The following is a 13,664-nucleotide window of genomic DNA, read 5'->3' as shown; positions in this document are numbered from 1 at the left end:
CCTAAGTTAAATAAATACCTCTACTCTTTTATGACTTGATTTCAAATAGACTTTAACCTTTCAGCTTCTTAGCTCTTTCAGGCTCATGAGCGATCCAGGTTTGAAGCAGGTTGCTCATCATAGCAACAAACTTCTTCGACTGTAGGCTACTATTTACCGGGTCCTCTAAGAAAGCCTTTAAGTCGTTCAGTGCAGATAGTTCAGCAAGCTCCTTATTGGATAGCATCCATGAACCCATTGACCATTCTGAAAAAACTCGCTCATTTGCGTAACCTTGGATTCTGAGTGTAACATTCTCATGTCGAGCATCTCCCTTTATCATTTCAAAAAGCTTTCTAACTGCACTTTCTTCGCCCTCCAAAAATTGGAAATACTTATCTTCTACATTTAGCAACATTCCTGTAATGCCTTGAGCAGAATTCCATTCAATCGACTTCTTTGTAATGTCGTTTAGGATTTCTGGCGTTACTGATCCGGATGGAGTACTGGTATAAATAATGTAGAATATCATCGAAAGGCGCTTTGGAATTAAATTAAACAAATTAGAAGCAGATACGGAACTTGATCTTCAGACTTTTTTAGATATTTATGCCCATGAAAGGGTTGATAAGGTTCCTGACATTTATTGCGGTGGTCTATATGATCATTACAGGGTTTATTTCACTTATTAGCAGGCAAACAGATCCTACTCCATTTTGTCAAGATACCTTTCAGGTAATAAATACGAAGGATGATAGGAAGCATCAAAGAAGCTGGGATTTTAACGATTACTCCAAGTCTTTTTGCACCAATTATTTTTCAATTGATTCCGTAAGCCTTGCCACAGGTAAGGCCAGAAATAAGGTCATTTACAATGTAGACTACTCTTATGAAAATTTTTGGGGGACCGTCTACTCCCAGCTTGTAAAAGACAGCAAGGTTAGCATCGATTTTTTAGTGGATTCATTACGAGAAATTTCTGTCAGTGAATCCCTCAGTCAACGAGAGTTAGCAGAACTGGTAGTTACATTCGTTCAAGACATCCCATATAGCTACATAAGAGCAGAAGATTGCTCGAACGCAAATAATAATGGAAAACCGTGCATTGGAAACATCGCTTTGGGGATACTTTCGCCCTACGAGTTCATTCATTCCCTTTACGGCGATTGCGATACGCGCGCTGTTCTCATTTTTGCAATGCTGGATGAAATGGGGTTCGACCCAATGATTGTGGTAAGTAATGAATATGCACATGCTATGCTGGCACTAAATCTTCCGGCTACTGGTGACTACCTTAAGTTTGAAGGAAAGAATTACTATTTCTGGGAAACTACTGGTAAAGGCTGGCCTTTGGGGATGCTTCCTCCTAACTCGAATAACATAAATTACTGGAAAATCGCACTAGTAAATCGTAAGGCACCAAGCACCTAAATTGAAACATAAATCTGAACTCCATGAATCCTAACTTGGCCATTTTAGCACTTATTGAGATCATCTCTGCCATTACCATTGGCATTTTTATCTTAGCACTGACCTATAAAATTGTTCAATGGGTGGGCCGCAAGTATTACGGAATTAACGATTACAATCTGTCTTACAGCATATTCGTGTCAGCCATCATTCTATCAGTGGGAATCATGATTAGTGGCATAGTTCAGCCTTTGATCTCCTCATTCAGGCTTTTAAATCAGACAGAAAGCAGCTTCATGCTTGCTTTCCAATACATTACAATTGGAGCCGTTTACATCGCCATAGCTTACACAGCCACCATTCTCATTGGATTAATCAGTACATTCCTGTACAGCAAGCTCACTCCAATCAGCGAGTTTGAAGAAATCAGAAACAACAATGTGGGGGTTTCACTCATCATTAGCAGTATTTTGATCACTTTAACACTCCTTGCTAAAAATGGAGTCATTCTTTTGATCGAATCAATTGTGCCGTATCCGGAGCTGCCACCAATCTAATTACTCGTCTCTCAATACTGTAGCAGGATTAGTTCTCGCCGCTCTCCATGTCTGTGTGATAATGGTAATCAAACACAAAACAAGTAAGGCGATGATGCTACTCCCAATTTCCACAATGGTAATTTGTGTTCTATATACATTCTGAGCAAGAATGACCTGATCGAAAATGATGTAACAAATAGGTGTTCCAATAAGAATAGCCAATATTACCATTTTAAGAAAGCCTCTGGAAAGCAGGTAAATGAGTGTTCCCTCAGTAGCGCCAAACGTTTTTCGAATGCCGATTTCTTTCATGCGTGTCTGAGTAGAGTAAATGGCCATGCCAAATAAACCCAGTGAACTAATAGAAACCGCCAAAAATCCTATGAATCCAAAAATTTTCATGAAGTCCACCAAAAACTCATAATAATCTTCGATTTGCCGATCCATGAATGCTGCATCCATTCGGTGATTGGCATCAACCATGTCCCATACCTCCTCCACGCTACTAAGCGTCCCTAAAATATCAGAGCTTGCTACTTTCAGGTTGGCATATTGATAGTCTCCCGTATTTCTGATCACAAAACTGTTGATGTGTTCTTCCAGATTAGCATAAATGATATCTTTGATAACACCCACAATCTCCACGGATTCACCCTCTACATTGAAGACCGTTCCCAAAGCTTCCGAAGGAGAGCCCAGGCCAAAGTTTTTCACAAAAGTCTCATTGACCAATATGGTGGATTCACGCACATCATTTTCACCTGGCTCAAAATTCCTCCCTGCAATCAATTCAATTTGCATGTTGTCTAAAAAGGCATCATCTACTTTGATGTGATGCACCCAAATTGAATCCTGATTTCGGTCATCCACCAGCTGCAGGTTGTTCCAGTTTCCCACTCCAGGTATGTAGGAAGAGAATGATACATTCGATACTTCCGGAAGCTTCATTAATTCGGATTTCAGAATCTGTGGATCATTTCCCTGAACCTTCAGATTTAGAATGTTATCCTTATTGAATCCAAGATCAGTATTCAGAGAATAGGAGTATTGTTTGTGTGTAATGACGACAGCCAATACGAAAATGATGCTGAGCGTAAACTGGGCAACTATTAAGCTTTTTCGAAAATTAATCCCTGATAAAGCCTTTAGCATTTTACCAGAGCGAAGAGCGCGCAATGAACTGAGCCTTGAGAAAAACAGAGACGGACTCAATCCAGCGATTAACCCAGTCAACAAAGCAAACAAAACAAACCAGCCGATCAGCTGAGGAGTAAGCTCCAGGCTTACCATTTCCTCCGCTCTGGGCAGGATTTCAATAAAGCCATTTCGTAGCAATCGGAATAAGAGAATCCCTAAACCGAGTGAGAATAATGATAAAATAATCGCCTCCACTGTAAACTGACCGAAAATAGAAGCGCTGCTAGCACCATTGAGTTTTCTTACACCTACTTCTCTTGCTCTTCTAAGTGAACGGGCCATTGATAAATTGGTGTAATTAAAAATAGCGGACAACAAGATCGCCGCGGCAATAACAGAAAGGATGATGATTGGCAAGTAGATCATTTTGGGACCAATGGAATCACTAATATCCGGGCCAGGTACAATTTCATTGATGCGCTGAAGCTCAAAAGAGGCCTTGAAATTATCCGGATCTTTAAAGTAGGTGGGTGCTGTGTTTTTGAGCCAGACGATTACACTTGATTTCTCTGCGTTTTCAGGGATGTAGAGATAATTGTAATAGCGATCCATGTTTTCCCATTGGTCATGGGTTTTACTAATAATTCCTTGTCGGGCAAGGATTGGTGTAGTGCTCAAAGAAACAATCGCCTCAAACTGAAGGTGTGAAAACTGTGGTGGATCAGCGACTATGCCAGTGACGCGAAATGTCCCTAGCCCCTCAATGTCTATGGTTTCTCCGATCGGATTTAGATCTTCAAACGTTTTTTTGACAAAACTCTTGGAGAGCAAAACTGAAAATGGGTCTTTCAATGCTTTTTGCTCGTTTCCTTTGACTAAGTCAAAAGTGAGGAAATCAAAGAAATGCTCATCTGCGTAGATGCCTTTAATGAAGATCTTCTTTTCGTTTGCTGTGGCTGTTCCCTGCAAGCGTCTACCCAATTGGGTGACCTGAATGTTAGGAATTTGCCTTCTCATCTCCGGACCAAGGTCTAGCGGAGAGGTGGCTTGTATATCCAGTTGCCTTGATTGATAAGTGGGGGAGGAAATGACCCGATAAATCTCATGTTTATGTTCATGAAACTCGTCAAACTTCAGAAGATCTGAGATCATTCCTATGACCAGCAGACCACTAGACATTGCCACAGAAAGGCTGAAAATATTGATGAAAGAAAACAGCTTTTGCCGGCGAAGATTTCTCAGTGAGATAGTAATATAACTTCCAATCAAAGCTGCCTGATATCCAGGTCCTGATTTTGGCTGGTCTAATACAGTCGGGCGAATCATTTTTAATACCTCCCTGGTATATATTCTTCTCGCCTTTTTGAGCCCGAACTTCGCCTTGTTTGCAAGAAAAGATTCTTCCAAATCTCCTTCCAACTCTTCAAAGAGGTGGTCCTTGCAAAACCATTTGAACAGCTTATAGACAAATGATGGTATCTCGGGATGTTTCATAGTAGTAGTCCTTTTTGAGTTCGTGTTTAGCTGAGTTTTGGGATGAGGTCCCACATGCCTTCTCTAAGTTCTTTTGCCTCCTGCAAAGTGGCCAGTCCTTTATTGGTCACTTCATAGTAGCGTTTTCTACGTCCTCCTCTTTCAGAGGTAGGTTCTCCATAGTCGGAAGAGATGAAGCCCTTTTCCTCGAGTCTGGTGAGGGCCGTATGTAGGGCACCCCTACTGATGCTACGACCCATACGTCGATCGATTTCCTCCTGGATCGTTACTCCATAAGCGTTCTCCTCCAAAATGAGTATGCTGAGCATGACGATCTCCTGAAATTCTCCAAGGTGTGTTCCTTTCATATAGGTTGATTTAATATGATTCTTAAATGAAGACGTAATTATAAACTATTTGTTTCTTAAATGGAGAAAAAATTAGGCTAAACATCTAAAAAAACTGCATTAGTCATTTAAAATCCAATTACCCCCTAATGGGTTAGTCTTTATTTTGACTTTTATGCTGGGTTGTTAGGGGGTTGATTTTATAAAGTGCTCTTAGCTTCATAACTCAACTTTAACCATAATGAAAAGCATAATATTTGGCTTGGTGCTATTAATAGCACACATCAGCTTGTCTCAACAAGTTGTCTATTTTCCGGGGTTTGAATTAATAAATATCGAGGAAAGAGAAGGATTACAATATTCCACTTCCAAATTGCTAAAATCTTACATTGAAGACAATAACGATTACACGATTATTCTTGATGAAAATATTGGTAGAGAGGGTTATCTGGGACAGGAAACTTTGGTTAAATCCGCTGAAAAAGCTCTTGAATTGAATGCACCATATCTGTTGAAAGGCGAAATTTATTATTTGCAAGGGATTTACATTATCTCACTGGGAGCCTATGAGAGTACCGGTAACAAGTTGCTTTGGCACGATATGGCAAAGGGTGCGATAGAGCAAGATCTGGATCCGCTGCTTTCGAGGCTGGGTCGGTCATTTATGACTCAGAGGTCTGCAAAAACAGACATTGAAATCGATGAGGTAACTCAATACGATCAGCAAGGAGTAGAATTGGCTCAAATCAATGTGAATCATTTTGTTGGGATCATGCTGGGAGGTAAGCATATCCCTGATCAAAGTACACTTTCCGGATTTGGCTTGGTTTATACCTATGACGCATCAACCGTATTGTTCAATTTGGATTTTGAATTATATCCGTCATCTACCTTATCAATTAATCATCAATCTAGTCAACGAAGACTGCAAACAGGAAATATGAATCTTGGGGTGACATACCCACTAACCAGAAAACGGATGACCTTTTTTGTCCAGGGAGGGATGGAATATGGGTATACCAATGTCAAAGACGAACTATATGATCAGCCCTACACCTATGGGGAATCCGGAATAGGTGCATATGTGGGTGGTGGCTTTTTGATCAATAGAAATTCTACCGTTAACCTCCGGATGTTTAGTACTCTCTCGCTTCCATTTTATAACGTAGATGGAATGGATCTGTCAGGGATCAAATTTGGTATTATCACTTCTTTTGCCCGCAAGAAGTAAGCTAGTTTTTATGAAAAGACTTAGCTAATACAGAAACCTGCAATTCCAATCGTTTGATCTCTCGAATGGTTGTATTCTTATTCATCTCCATCCAATGATACATTTTCAGCATCGTAACGGATAGCGTAGTAAGGAAAAAGCCTGCACCAAATCGGAATAACTCTGTATTATCAGTTGTCCCGAAGAAGCGATAACCAAAGTATATGGCAAAGCCGAACATAATTAGTTGCACGATAAATGTCATTGCATTCAGCCATTTCATTTTTCCGTGAAATAGCCCACCAAATTTTTGAAGCAAGCTTTGCTCATCATAAGTGTTGAATAGCTCTTTTTCGTCTTCAGATAATGCCTCCTTGATCATCTGGTCAATGTCTTCATTCGTTTTCATTTTGATAAAGTTTAGTTTCTAACATATTTTTCAAATGTTCCCGCCCTCGAAAAAGTCGGGATTTAACCGTGCCAATGGGAAGCTTTAACAGCCCTCCAATGGTGATAATGGTTAAGTTTTCCTGGTAGAAAAGTTGGATCACCTCCTTTTGCTCATCTGGCAATTGAGCGATCGCCTGCCTCAGTTCATTAAATGCATCTTCCTGAGGTAATGGATTGCTTTCAATAAACTCTTCCTGAATAGTCCTTCGAATGTCTTCTCTCTTTCGGCTTACCTGATTGGATCGAATCCAGTCGATGGCCATACGAGTAGCAATTCGGAGAGACCAGCCCTGAAATGCACCCGGATCTCTTAATGTCTTGATCTTTCGAATAATGGTGATCCATGCTTCCTGAACAATGTCTTTGGAAGCAGATGCGTCTTTCGTTGTATAGTAAACCCTGGCCAACATTTTGGGATTCCATCGTTTTACCAGCAATTCAAATGCTTTACGATCACCTGCCTGGCAATTAATTACCAGCCATTCTTCAATTATTTGATCCGAACTTTTCATTTGCTACCCTTTAGTCGGAGGTCTTGGTAAAAGGTTCCCTTCAATTAACAATCTACCGATTAACAATTGAATTTGAATTGTCTGCAAACTCAAATAAAGAAATAGCTGTTTAGCATAACATGAATCCATATTGTGATCCTGAAACGGGAATATGTACTCCTTCTTCTTTCGAAGACCTTCAATCAATAGGTCAGAAAAAACTGACTGAAAAGACGGAAATTATTTATGTAGGTGACCCGATGTGTTCGTGGTGCTGGGGCATCTCTCCTGATCTCATAAAACTCAGAGATTATTATCGAGACAAAGAAGTCGGTTATCGAATTGTCGTTGGTGGCTTGCGTCCTGGTGGAGGAGAGGCCTGGGACGACAAAATGAAGGATTTTCTAAAAGAACATTGGGGTCACGTAAATGAAATGAGTGGTCAGCCATTTGGGTACAAGCTCATGGAGCTGGAAGACTTTAACTATGATACTGAACCAGCTTGTCGAGGTGTGGTAGCTGCCAGGCCTTTTGTGAAGGAGAAAGAAATGGAATTCTTCGAGGAGATTCAGCGCAAGTTTTATGTGGAGTCTGAGGATCCCGGCCAGCTTGAGTATTACAAAAGCATTTGCGAAAAGTTTGATGTTGATTTTAAGAAATTTTCCGAACGATTCCAAAGTGAAGAAGTGCGCTACGAAACCAGAAATGAGTTTATGCTGAATAGACAATGGGGCGTGCAAGGTTACCCAACCATGGTTTTATTACATAAGGATCAACTCTTTATGATTGCACATGGTTATGCATCCTTTGATCAGATGAAAGCACAAGTAGAAAAGACCATGGAGGAGGTATGAGCTTACCCTATTCCCTTGCGAACGAAGAAGGAGGGAGACTTGAGGATAATACACAAACCTTATTCCCTTGCGATTGAGGAACGAATGAGACTTGGGAATCTCTTCACCTTTAACATCCTTAATAGGAGATTCCCATGACTCGGATAGCTGTTGCTATCCTCCCAAGGGAATACGGTTCCTGCCGCTTTTGCTAACCCCCTTTTTTTTAGGGGGAATGCTATATCTATAATCCTGAATGAGGAGTAATTGTGTCGTCCTAAAATAAGTTTACAATTAAACATAGTTAATCCTGACATATGTTGACAGTTTGATTATAGTCCTGTTTTACGTTGACAGTTGCACTTTTCCAATAATTCTTCCAAAGAGATTCCGGCTTAATATTCGTTAAGTGAACCTGGTTGGGTGTCATCATCCCACAGCTTAGATGAGGTCTTTCTTGATTGTAGCGTTTTACTACTTCACTTAAGAGGTCTCTGGCCTGTGAGAGACTTTTCACCTCATAATGCTGAAGATATTCTTCTTTGATTATCCCATTGACTCGTTCAGCAATAGCGTTTTCTAATGGATCCCCATTTTCAGTCATACTGATAAGCACACCTCTAGCGGATAACATTTCCACATATTCATGGCTGCAATACTGGATGCCTCGATCTGAATGGTGGATCAATCCCTTTAAAGATCCAGGTTGGCTTTCGATTGCCATGTGTAATGCTCGTTGGTTATTGATGGCTTCCAGATTATCAGATAACTCATAACCTACTATTTTTCGACTGTAAGCATCGGTGATTAGGCAGATGTAATGAAAGCGATCTCTCCACTTCCAATATGTAATATCACTCACCCAAACTTGATTCACATTTTGAATAGCCAGATCCTTAATCAAGTTGGGGTACTTCCTAAACCAGTGCCTGGAGTTTGTCGTCGATACCCGTCGTTTTCTTCGCTTTATCAGCAAATGATGGCTGGAAAGCAGATCAAAAAATGCATCTCTGCCTATACGGATACCTAAACGATCAAAATCCGACTGAAGCAGATGAAAGAGCTTCCTGCCTCCTAAATATGGATGAGATGCTCTTTGATCCAGAACCAATTGCAGTATCTGTTGATGAGTGGACTCCAATGATCTGTTTCTCGCCTGATACTGATAGTAGGATTGCCTGCTTATACCAAACAGCCCACAAATACGGCTCAGCCCTACTGATGGATAAATGTGCTTCATGGCTTTGACTGTTTGGTGGACAACTTTTTTCTGATCTTCAATGAAAACTTCTCCTCGGCTATGTCAATCATCTTTGAATAAGCTTCTGACTTTAGCTCAGCTAACTTCAGCGCTTCTTCTAGTTCCTTAATTCTTGCAGTTAAATCTTCAGGATTCTCCTGTTCCTTATTTGATTTAGACATATAAACACTGCCTTTTAATGGCTCTCTTATACCAAAACTACGCATCCAGTTGGTGATGGCACTATGGCCTTTGATTCCATACTTGCGCTGAGCTGCATCTTTACTAAGTTTACCTGATAGTACTTCTTGTATTATTCGTAGTTTCTCCGAATCACTTCGATAAATACGGCTTCCTGTTTTAATTCTCATTTCACACTTAAATTGTGTAAACCTATTTCAGGACAAGACAATTCCCCCTTTGAAGGGGGGTGCGTTAGGTGATGCGAGGGAGGGGGATGTCTTATACCACCCCTACTCCTCTATCACCTTCGGCCAATTCTCTTCCGCCTTTTTAATTAATGCATCCCGATCTGCTTCCCATTTTTTCTGGATGCCCTTGCTGTAGTTGAGGTAGAGTTTTCCGTCCACAATACGCCAGGCCATAGGACTGGATGCATACGTATAGCCATTGCCAACTGCGTAGGCACAATAACCACCAAACTGTGGGGCATACTTCTCAGGATCTGCTTTGAATGCATCTAAGTTTTCTTGAGTACTAAAGAACCAATCTGCCTCCTTCCATTTGAATGTGAATTTCTCTACTCCTTTTACTGGTTCACCCTGATTGAAGTATGCTACCGGGTCATAGCCTTTGATTGCGCCATCATTGGTGGTGTAGATGGGGCTTTTCTGAGCAGAGGCAATGAAACAAACAAATAAAAGAAGTATTGATGCAATGGGTTTCATAGTGGTAATTTACGGAAGCACTGAACCAAAAGATTAGTTAATCGAATCAGTATGTCCGCCAGCTGTCCCCTCTGGAGGCGGGGAAGGATTTAACAGCAAAGATGTTCTACATGACTTTCTTAATCCATGTATTTTGAATTTTGCAATGCCTTTGAGGTTGAATTGCTATATCCGATACATACCTCATCAGATGAATCCACATCTGCTACTACATTATTATCGATCAATAGTTGACACAAACGTCTGGCCTCACCAATGGGAATCTCTACTTCAAATTCTTTAAAAAAGTACCTTGAAACATCAGAAGCGGTCAAGGTGCTTTTGCTTCTGTGATTAGATATATAATCAAGATACCTCAGGATCGCATGGAGTTTTTGATTCTGCGTCATGTATTAAAGTTAGTTGAAATCCAACTCAAATGGAGATAGAAAGCTTCATTCAATCTTATACGATTATTTCTAATCGAGGTGTAATCTTGAGCGCAGCGAAGGATCTATTTGAGATGCTTCGTACCTCAGCATGACAGCACGGAAATCAATGCGGAGTTAAAGTATTATTAAGTGTACCTCTTTTTTAGATCGAAGTGTCATCCTGAGCCACAGCGAAGGATCTATTTATATTTAGAGAGTGAAAAATCACAATTACTTCGTTTACATCACCACTAATAAATCAAGGAAAGTTCTCTATACACGAATGACTAACGATTTACGTACTCGAATTCCATTATTTAACTCAAAATTCTCGCCAACAACATAAACAGCTCTCCGCAGCGCGAAGATGTTTTGGCTACCACTCAATTACTTAATGTCACTTGCCCGTCATTCAAAATAGACCTTTTAGGAGGGTTCATTTCTTTCAAGTTCAGCACTTCTTCAAATGAACTTAACAGCTTTCTGGCCTTCTTTTCAAAGATGGTCAACTTCAAAAGCACCTGATGGCCATCTTCAAATGCGATACATATTTTATGGTTTTTGGTTCCCCTGTATTTCTCGCGGTAATGCACCAATCCAATCGCATCATTAAGATCAAATACCTGCTCTACTTTTCCTTTTAACCTATAAAAGATAAGCGTCAATGTTCGAGGATCAATGCGAACCACACTAGAGGTGCTTCCTTGAATGTATCTGAATATTGTACCAATAATCAGTCCAAAAAGACTCACAATCAGCAGCTCAGGAACCAGAATATCTGAGACAAGTGCATTCAAAAAAATTAATATTAATGGAGCATAAATCAGCAATGCCGAAACCAATAAAAAGATGAAACTAATCAGTCCTGCACTTGGAATGATTACCATCGGTATGGACCGATTACTCCTTGGAAATGGATGAAAGACAAGTGGTAATCTGATAAAAGAGGTAAGATGGTAGACAAGCCAGGCCATGGATTAAGTTAATCATATTCTGGCTTATTCGAAGATTTTCACCTCGCCAACACCCTCGCCGGCAGCATAAAAAGCGCTCGGATAAATGCAAAGACACCTTCTACTGCAGACCCTAGGATTCGAAAAGGCAGCAGTACCAGCCAGATGATTGGATAAAAGAAAAGAATGGCCAAAGCAAGCGGCCAGCATATAACTAGTAGAATGAACCAGAGTAGTAATTTCATGTATGATTTTACGGTAAAGAATCAATGCTGGTTATCTGGCCGCATCTGAACAACTCATTGTTCAAAATCGTCCGTTTTTAGTAGATAAAGCCTCTTTTTCTTTTGTATATTTAGAATATGAAGCTACCCATTTACCAAGTTGACGCATTTACAGATCATTTGTTTGCAGGCAATCCTGCCGCAGTTGTTCCAATCGAAGACGAGTGGCCCATCGAGGATGTTCTCCAAAAAATTGCCATTGAAAATAACTTATCTGAAACAGCCTTTTTTCAAGAGCAGGGAGATGTTTTCGAATTAAGGTGGTTTACTCCTGAGTTCGAGATTGACCTCTGCGGGCATGCGACATTAGCGTCAGCACATGTCATCTACAATCACTTAGGCTATTCCAAGGATCAGATAAATTTTGAGACGATGAGTGGTCCTTTAGTGGTTAAGCGAAAAGATCATTTGCTACAGTTGGATTTTCCATCTAGAAAACCTGAACCAGCTGAAATGAACGAAGGCCTTCTAAAAGCCTTTACACACCAGCCTAAAGAAGTGCTTAAGTCCAGGGATTGGGTGTTGGTGTATGACAGTGAAGCGGAAGTGCGATCACTTAAAGTGAATGAAAGCTTGCTAAGTCCTGCTCATTTTGATAAAGGTGGAATCATTTGCACTGCTCAAGGTGATGGTGTTGATTTTGTATCACGATTTTTCTTACCCGGAGGAGCACTTTTTGAAGATCCAGTGACTGGTTCATCCCATTGCTCACTGATTCCTTATTGGTCAGAAAAGCTCGGAAAGAAAGAAATGATCGCCTATCAGCTTTCAGAAAGAAAAGGATATCTCAATTGCACCGACCTGGGAGAACGAGTTCTCATCGCTGGAAATGCCGTGACCTACATGAAAGGTGAAATTGAAATTTGATTAGTTAGCCTCCGAAAGGACCAGGTATTCCAGCACAAGCGCCCAGTTGTATGCTTCGCAGTACCAATCAATGGTTGGTGAAATCCCATCCAATCGCAGCGAGCTAAATCCACTCCCAAATGGCTTTACTGAAAAGAAAATAAACGATTGAAGGTCTTTTGACAATTCGTCAAAGTTTGGAGCTTCAGATATGGAATGACCTAACCTAAATAGGGAGGTTAGAATCAAGACTTTCTCCATTTCATTTTCAGACTCATCCAGTAATTGTAGTAGGTCCTCAATTACTATACGATTTAAATCATTCAATATTCCCAATGAATCAGCTTTGATCAGGCGAGATACATGATAGAGTATTAACGCAGGAGAAGTTGCATGATGTGAGATGAACTTAGTGTTAGTTAAATGATCATCATTTCTGATCATCTGTTGAATCAATTCAAATGTGGCACTATCTGTACCATTTAATTCAAACCCATTCTTCACTACAAAAAGCAAGGCATTCGACATGACACAGATATCAAATGTCTGAGGCATTTCTTTGGCATACCAAACCTCATATGCCTGCGAATCTTTGTATTCATTGAGTGTGGTTGGTTCATTTTCATTTCGATTGGCACGATTGGCATACTCAACCATGGCTTTTCGCAGGTTAAGGCTAACAGAATCATTTCCAGCAGCCAGGGCTATCAGACAAGACGTATCGTAATCGTCAGGTAGGCGCATACCCTCATTTGAAATCAGTCGACCCCCATTGGGAAATGGTAAATCCGGTGCTATCGTCTGCCAAAAATTGAAGGTAGCCTCACTCTTTCTACTCCTGTATTTCTGGTAGTTCCGCCCAACTCCGGCAATGATTTGATGAGCAATCAATTGAGCTCCTGAATCAAGTAGCGGATAAATCTCTCTTAAAGTGAAAGCGATAGATGCAGAAAAGAAGATGGTATTGTCCTCAACCGGATTATTAGAAAAACTCCATGAACGCTGGCAGGGGAAAAGACCTGAATCGTAAAAATCATTTTGGTCAACTTGTAAGGAATCGAGCCTTTCAAGTACATCTATAATAGAGTACTGACTATTGCCGCAAAGCGATAGAATGATGAGTATGGAGAAGATGAATGATTTATGCACTGTGT

Annotated in this window: 16 protein-coding genes; 5 read left to right on the top strand and 11 right to left on the bottom strand. The window is 40.5% G+C overall.

Annotation, left to right across the window (positions count from 1 at the left end):
- Positions 1-52: 52 nt before the first annotated feature.
- The gene (locus tag ACOMC3_RS18350) at positions 53-511 is read right to left on the bottom strand and encodes a BLUF domain-containing protein (RefSeq protein ID WP_420317346.1); all 459 of its coding nucleotides are present in this window, start codon (positions 509-511) and stop codon (positions 53-55) included.
- Between the two features lie 83 nt (positions 512-594).
- On the opposite strand from ACOMC3_RS18350, the gene ACOMC3_RS18345 reads away from it, so the two are divergent.
- Positions 595-1,410: a hypothetical protein gene (locus ACOMC3_RS18345; RefSeq protein ID WP_420317345.1), complete on the top strand. Its 816-nt coding sequence runs from the start codon at positions 595-597 to the stop codon at positions 1,408-1,410.
- Between the two features lie 23 nt (positions 1,411-1,433).
- Complete coding sequence (locus ACOMC3_RS18340) at positions 1,434-1,946, top strand: DUF350 domain-containing protein (RefSeq protein ID WP_420317344.1); 513 nt, start codon at positions 1,434-1,436, stop codon at positions 1,944-1,946.
- Here ACOMC3_RS18340 and ACOMC3_RS18335 read toward each other — a convergent pair whose 3' ends face one another.
- Both ACOMC3_RS18335 and ACOMC3_RS18330 read right to left on the bottom strand, forming a co-directional pair.
- On the bottom strand, positions 1,947-4,559 hold the full coding sequence (locus tag ACOMC3_RS18335; RefSeq protein WP_420317343.1) for an ABC transporter permease: 2,613 nt from the start codon (positions 4,557-4,559) through the stop codon (positions 1,947-1,949). It lies immediately after the preceding gene.
- Positions 4,560-4,585: 26 nt separating this feature from the next.
- Positions 4,586-4,906 carry a PadR family transcriptional regulator gene (locus tag ACOMC3_RS18330; RefSeq protein WP_420317342.1) on the bottom strand — a complete coding sequence of 107 codons (321 nt, stop codon included), beginning with the start codon at positions 4,904-4,906 and terminating at the stop codon, positions 4,586-4,588.
- Between the two features lie 220 nt (positions 4,907-5,126).
- Between ACOMC3_RS18330 and ACOMC3_RS18325 the strand changes: the two genes are divergently transcribed.
- Positions 5,127-6,116: a hypothetical protein gene (locus tag ACOMC3_RS18325; protein ID WP_420317341.1), complete on the top strand. Its 990-nt coding sequence runs from the start codon at positions 5,127-5,129 to the stop codon at positions 6,114-6,116.
- A 1-nt stretch (position 6,117) separates the two neighbouring features.
- Here the strand turns inward: ACOMC3_RS18325 and ACOMC3_RS18320 are convergent, their stop codons facing one another.
- Positions 6,118-6,504, bottom strand: coding sequence for a DUF6768 family protein (locus tag ACOMC3_RS18320; RefSeq protein WP_420317340.1), 387 nt, complete (start codon positions 6,502-6,504; stop codon positions 6,118-6,120).
- A complete protein-coding gene (locus ACOMC3_RS18315; protein ID WP_420317339.1) occupies positions 6,491-7,057 on the bottom strand; it encodes an RNA polymerase sigma factor in 567 nt (188 codons plus the stop codon). The genes ACOMC3_RS18320 and ACOMC3_RS18315 overlap by 14 nt, the downstream gene beginning before the upstream one ends.
- A 119-nt stretch (positions 7,058-7,176) precedes the next feature.
- Between ACOMC3_RS18315 and ACOMC3_RS18310 the strand changes: the two genes are divergently transcribed.
- On the top strand, positions 7,177-7,890 hold the full coding sequence (locus ACOMC3_RS18310) for a DsbA family protein (RefSeq protein WP_420317338.1): 714 nt from the start codon (positions 7,177-7,179) through the stop codon (positions 7,888-7,890).
- A gap of 283 nt (positions 7,891-8,173) precedes the next feature.
- Here the strand turns inward: ACOMC3_RS18310 and ACOMC3_RS18305 are convergent, their stop codons facing one another.
- The 5 genes from ACOMC3_RS18305 to ACOMC3_RS18285 all read right to left on the bottom strand — a co-directional run bounded on the left by ACOMC3_RS18305 (position 8,174) and on the right by ACOMC3_RS18285 (position 11,401).
- Positions 8,174-9,109, bottom strand: coding sequence for an IS3 family transposase (locus ACOMC3_RS18305; RefSeq protein ID WP_420317337.1), 936 nt, complete (start codon positions 9,107-9,109; stop codon positions 8,174-8,176).
- Positions 9,106-9,480 (bottom strand): hypothetical protein, encoded by a 375-nt coding sequence (locus ACOMC3_RS18300; RefSeq protein WP_420316999.1) that lies wholly within the window; start codon positions 9,478-9,480, stop codon positions 9,106-9,108. The genes ACOMC3_RS18305 and ACOMC3_RS18300 overlap by 4 nt, the downstream gene beginning before the upstream one ends.
- A gap of 102 nt (positions 9,481-9,582) precedes the next feature.
- Positions 9,583-10,017 carry a YHS domain-containing (seleno)protein gene (locus ACOMC3_RS18295; RefSeq protein ID WP_420317336.1) on the bottom strand — a complete coding sequence of 145 codons (435 nt, stop codon included), beginning with the start codon at positions 10,015-10,017 and terminating at the stop codon, positions 9,583-9,585.
- A 119-nt stretch (positions 10,018-10,136) separates the two neighbouring features.
- Positions 10,137-10,406 carry a hypothetical protein gene (locus ACOMC3_RS18290; RefSeq protein ID WP_420317335.1) on the bottom strand — a complete coding sequence of 90 codons (270 nt, stop codon included), beginning with the start codon at positions 10,404-10,406 and terminating at the stop codon, positions 10,137-10,139.
- A 404-nt stretch (positions 10,407-10,810) separates the two neighbouring features.
- Positions 10,811-11,401, bottom strand: a complete 591-nt coding sequence (locus tag ACOMC3_RS18285) for a hypothetical protein (protein WP_420317334.1) — start codon at positions 11,399-11,401, stop codon at positions 10,811-10,813.
- A gap of 341 nt (positions 11,402-11,742) precedes the next feature.
- Between ACOMC3_RS18285 and ACOMC3_RS18280 the strand changes: the two genes are divergently transcribed.
- Positions 11,743-12,531: a PhzF family phenazine biosynthesis protein gene (locus ACOMC3_RS18280; protein WP_420317333.1), complete on the top strand. Its 789-nt coding sequence runs from the start codon at positions 11,743-11,745 to the stop codon at positions 12,529-12,531.
- On the opposite strand, the gene ACOMC3_RS18275 is transcribed toward ACOMC3_RS18280, so the two are convergent.
- Positions 12,532-13,659: a hypothetical protein gene (locus ACOMC3_RS18275; RefSeq protein ID WP_420317332.1), complete on the bottom strand. Its 1,128-nt coding sequence runs from the start codon at positions 13,657-13,659 to the stop codon at positions 12,532-12,534.
- Between the last annotated feature and the right edge of the window lie 5 nt (positions 13,660-13,664).

It is taken from the genome of Ekhidna sp. (assembly GCF_965212185.1).
In the GTDB taxonomy this organism is placed as follows: Bacteria; Bacteroidota; Bacteroidia; order Cytophagales; family Cyclobacteriaceae; genus Ekhidna.
Note: the sequence above shows the minus strand (reverse complement) of the source record. Positions and strands in the feature narration are given on the sequence as shown.

Bases quoted from the DNA above. Each gene is read 5' to 3' on its own strand.
- ACOMC3_RS18305 (WP_420317337.1), bottom strand. From the start codon at position 9,109: ATGAAGCACATTTATCCATCAGTAGGGCTGAGCCGTATTTGTGGGCTG.
- ACOMC3_RS18280 (WP_420317333.1), top strand. From the start codon at position 11,743: ATGAAGCTACCCATTTACCAAGTTGACGCATTTACAGATCATTTGTTT.
- ACOMC3_RS18290 (WP_420317335.1), bottom strand. From the start codon at position 10,406: ATGACGCAGAATCAAAAACTCCATGCGATCCTGAGGTATCTTGATTAT.
- ACOMC3_RS18300 (WP_420316999.1), bottom strand. From the start codon at position 9,480: ATGAGAATTAAAACAGGAAGCCGTATTTATCGAAGTGATTCGGAGAAA.
- ACOMC3_RS18285 (WP_420317334.1), bottom strand. From the start codon at position 11,401: ATGGCCTGGCTTGTCTACCATCTTACCTCTTTTATCAGATTACCACTT.
- ACOMC3_RS18350 (WP_420317346.1), bottom strand. From the start codon at position 511: ATGATATTCTACATTATTTATACCAGTACTCCATCCGGATCAGTAACG.
- ACOMC3_RS18295 (WP_420317336.1), bottom strand. From the start codon at position 10,017: ATGAAACCCATTGCATCAATACTTCTTTTATTTGTTTGTTTCATTGCC.
- ACOMC3_RS18325 (WP_420317341.1), top strand. From the start codon at position 5,127: ATGAAAAGCATAATATTTGGCTTGGTGCTATTAATAGCACACATCAGC.
- ACOMC3_RS18320 (WP_420317340.1), bottom strand. From the start codon at position 6,504: ATGAAAACGAATGAAGACATTGACCAGATGATCAAGGAGGCATTATCT.
- ACOMC3_RS18340 (WP_420317344.1), top strand. From the start codon at position 1,434: ATGAATCCTAACTTGGCCATTTTAGCACTTATTGAGATCATCTCTGCC.
- ACOMC3_RS18335 (WP_420317343.1), bottom strand. From the start codon at position 4,559: ATGAAACATCCCGAGATACCATCATTTGTCTATAAGCTGTTCAAATGG.
- ACOMC3_RS18345 (WP_420317345.1), top strand. From the start codon at position 595: ATGAAAGGGTTGATAAGGTTCCTGACATTTATTGCGGTGGTCTATATG.
- ACOMC3_RS18315 (WP_420317339.1), bottom strand. From the start codon at position 7,057: ATGAAAAGTTCGGATCAAATAATTGAAGAATGGCTGGTAATTAATTGC.
- ACOMC3_RS18330 (WP_420317342.1), bottom strand. From the start codon at position 4,906: ATGAAAGGAACACACCTTGGAGAATTTCAGGAGATCGTCATGCTCAGC.
- ACOMC3_RS18310 (WP_420317338.1), top strand. From the start codon at position 7,177: ATGAATCCATATTGTGATCCTGAAACGGGAATATGTACTCCTTCTTCT.